The sequence below is a fragment of the uncultured Meiothermus sp. genome (genome assembly GCF_937863175.1).
GTDB lineage: Bacteria > Deinococcota > Deinococci > Deinococcales > Thermaceae > Meiothermus.
The window spans coordinates 1-3046 of sequence record NZ_CALMCQ010000106.1 but is presented as its reverse complement, the minus strand read 5'-3'; the positions used below and the strand labels follow the sequence as shown (position 1 = coordinate 3046).

At 59.0% G+C, this 3046-nt stretch carries 3 protein-coding genes; all 3 read left to right on the top strand.

All coding sequences use genetic code 11. From position 1 onward, the window contains the following. Window positions 1–340: 340 nt before the first annotated feature. Window positions 341–1597, top strand: a complete 1257-nt coding sequence (gene trpB, locus Q0288_RS04275) for a tryptophan synthase subunit beta (protein ID WP_299427689.1) — start codon at window positions 341–343, stop codon at window positions 1595–1597. Then, window positions 1594–2379, top strand: coding sequence for a tryptophan synthase subunit alpha (trpA, locus tag Q0288_RS04270; protein ID WP_299427686.1), 786 nt, complete (start codon window positions 1594–1596; stop codon window positions 2377–2379). The genes trpB and trpA overlap by 4 nt, the downstream gene beginning before the upstream one ends. Before the next feature lie 27 nt (window positions 2380–2406). Next, the coding region (locus Q0288_RS04265) for a site-specific DNA-methyltransferase (RefSeq protein ID WP_299427683.1) at window positions 2407–3046 on the top strand (640 nt) is incomplete at its 3' end.

Below are 3046 nucleotides of genomic sequence, written 5' to 3'. Positions count from 1 at the left end.
GGTTTTGACCTCGAGTTTTTTTGTTGGTTGCCGATAGGTTATAGCCGATAGCCGATAGCTGATAGCTGATAGCCGATAGCCGATAGCTAAAAGCCGAAAACCTTAGGCCTTCAGCCTTTATTTGACCTACGACTTGCGACTAACTTTCGACCTTCGTCCTTCGACCTTTGACCCTCGACCCTCGACTGCGACTGGCTTCTGACCTGCGACCTGAGACCTACGACATCCTATTAGCCGACAGCCGATAGCTCAGAGATGAATTTCTATAGTGTGAAGATGTGTAGCCCGTTGCGCAAGCAGCTTCGTGACCCTGAACCACCAACCCTAGACGAGGTACCCCATGAACCTGCCCAACTACCCCCTGCCCGACGCTCGAGGCCGTTTTGGCGAGTTCGGCGGGCGCTATGTGCCCGAAACGCTGATTCCGGCCCTGGAAGAGCTCACCAAAGCTTACCGGCACTACAAAAACGACCCCGATTTTCTGGGGGAACTTGAATACTACCTCCATCAGTATGTGGGCCGTCCCAGCCCGCTCTACCTGGCCGATAACCTGACCCGGCATCTGGGCGGGGCTAAAATTTACCTCAAGCGCGAAGACCTGAACCATACCGGTGCCCACAAGATCAACAACACCCTGGGCCAGGCCCTCTTGTGCAAGCGTATGGGCAAGAAACGGGTCATCGCCGAGACCGGGGCCGGTCAGCACGGGGTTTCGGTGGCAACGGTAGCGGCCCTGATGGGGCTGGAGTGTGTGGTCTATCAGGGGGCCCTTGATGTGCATCGCCAGGCGCTGAATGTGTTTCGCATGAAGCTGCTGGGCGCGGAGGTTCGGGCTGTCGAAAGCGGTACCCGCACCCTGAAGGATGCCACCAACGAAGCCATCCGCGACTGGGTGACCCACGTGCAGGATAGCTTCTACATTATTGGCTCGGTGGTGGGGCCACACCCCTACCCGGCCATGGCCCGCGACTTCCAGGCCATCGTGGGCGAAGAGGTAAAGCGGCAACTGCTCGAGAAAGAGGGGCGCGAAAGCCCCGATGTGGTTGTGGCTTGTGTGGGAGGGGGTTCCAACGCGATTGGGGTGTTTGCTCCGTTTGCATACTTAGATAACCGCCCCCGACTGATTGGCGTCGAGGCTGCCGGACACGGGAAAAACTCAGGTATGCACTCCCTTAGCATCGGAGCAGGTCGCAAGGGAGTCTTGCACGGGGCCAAGATGTTTCTGCTCTACGACGACGACGGCCAGATTCTGCCTGCGCACTCGGTCTCGGCGGGCCTCGACTATCCTGGCGTGGGGCCGGAGCATAGCTACTATGCCGAGCAGGGCCTTGCTGAGTATGTAGGCATTGATGATGATGAGGCCCTCGAGGGCTTTGGGCTGCTTTGCCGCCTGGAAGGGATTATCCCTGCCCTGGAGACCGCCCACGCCATCGCCTACGCGGCCAAACTGGCCCCCGAGATGGCGCCCGAACAAATCATCGTTATCAACCTTTCGGGCCGGGGCGACAAGGATGTGGTGGAGGTGATGCGGGTGCTGGAGGAAAAGCGCCAGGGGTCGAGGGTTGAGGGTCGAGTGCCTGTAGGAGGCCAGGCATGACCACACGAGAAGCCTTTGTCAAAGCCCGGTCGGAGGGCCGTGCAGCCCTGATTCCCTACGTAATGGCGGGGTATCCAGGCCGGGGAAGCGATCTGGAAACCGTCAAGCAAGTGCTGCCCTTCGCAGATTTATTGGAGGTGGGCCTCCCATACTCCGACCCTCTGGGCGATGGCCCGGTCATTCAGCGGGCCTCCGAACAAGCCCTGCGGCAGGGGATTCGCATGCCCGAGGTGGCCCAGTTTGTGCGAGAAGTACGCGCCCTCACCGAGAAACCGATTTTCTTGATGACCTATATCAATCCGGTTCTGGCGGTTGGGCCCAGGAAATTCTTCGCCATGTTCAAGGAGGCTGGTGTCAATGGGCTGATTCTGCCCGACCTACCCCCCGACGAAGACCCTGAACTGGTGTCCCTGGCCCATCAGGCCGGTCTGGAGACCACTTTTCTGCTGGCTCCGACCTCGACAGATGCGCGCATCCAGACCGTAACCCCTCACTGCACCGGATTTGTCTACACCGTCTCGGTAGCCGGGGTTACCGGGGCGCGGGATCGCCTTCCAGACGGCCTGCCGGAATTGGTACAGCGCATCAAGAAGTGCACCGATTCACCTGTTGCCATCGGTTTCGGGATTTCGGGCCGCGCCACCGCCCAGCAAGCCGCCCAGGCTGCCGATGGGGCGGTGATTGCCAGTGCCTTGATTCGGGCGCATGAAGAGGGGAGGGGGCTCGAGCCGGTGCTGGAGGATGTCCGAGCCGGACTTAGTGTGGTAGGGAGTGCGCCATAAACCCGCCCATCCGCTAGAATCAGGCCGATGAAGCGTATCGTGCAGGCAGAGTGTCTGAGCTATATTTCAACCCTGCCCGATGCTACTTTTCCCCTGATTTACCTCGACCCTCCCTTCAATACCCGCAAGACCCAGCAGCGGCAGCGCATTCGCGCAATTGCTGATGAAAACGGAATACGCCAGGGCTTTGGCGGCAAGCGCTACCGTACCGAAGGGCTGGTAGCCCCCACCTATGCGGATCGGTTTGATGACTTCGAAGCTTTTTTGATTCCCCGGTTGGAACATGCCCGCCGCCTGCTCACGTCCACGGGTTCACTGTTCGTGCACCTGGATGCGCGCGAGGTACATTACATCAAGGTTGCTCTGGACACAATTTTTGGGCGCAAGAGTTTTATCAACGAGATCATCTGGGCCTACGACTATGGCGGGCGCTCCAGAAACCGCTGGCCCGCCAAGCACGACACGCTGCTCTGGTACGCCAAAAACCCCGACCAGTACACCTTCAACTTTGACTCCATAGACCGCATTCCCTACCTCACACCCAAAATGGTTGGGCCGGAAAAAGCTGCCAGGGGAAAAACTCCTACCGATGTCTGGTGGATGACCATCGTACCCACTTCCTCAAAGGAGAAAACCGGCTATCCAACCCAGAAAAGATCGGAAGAGC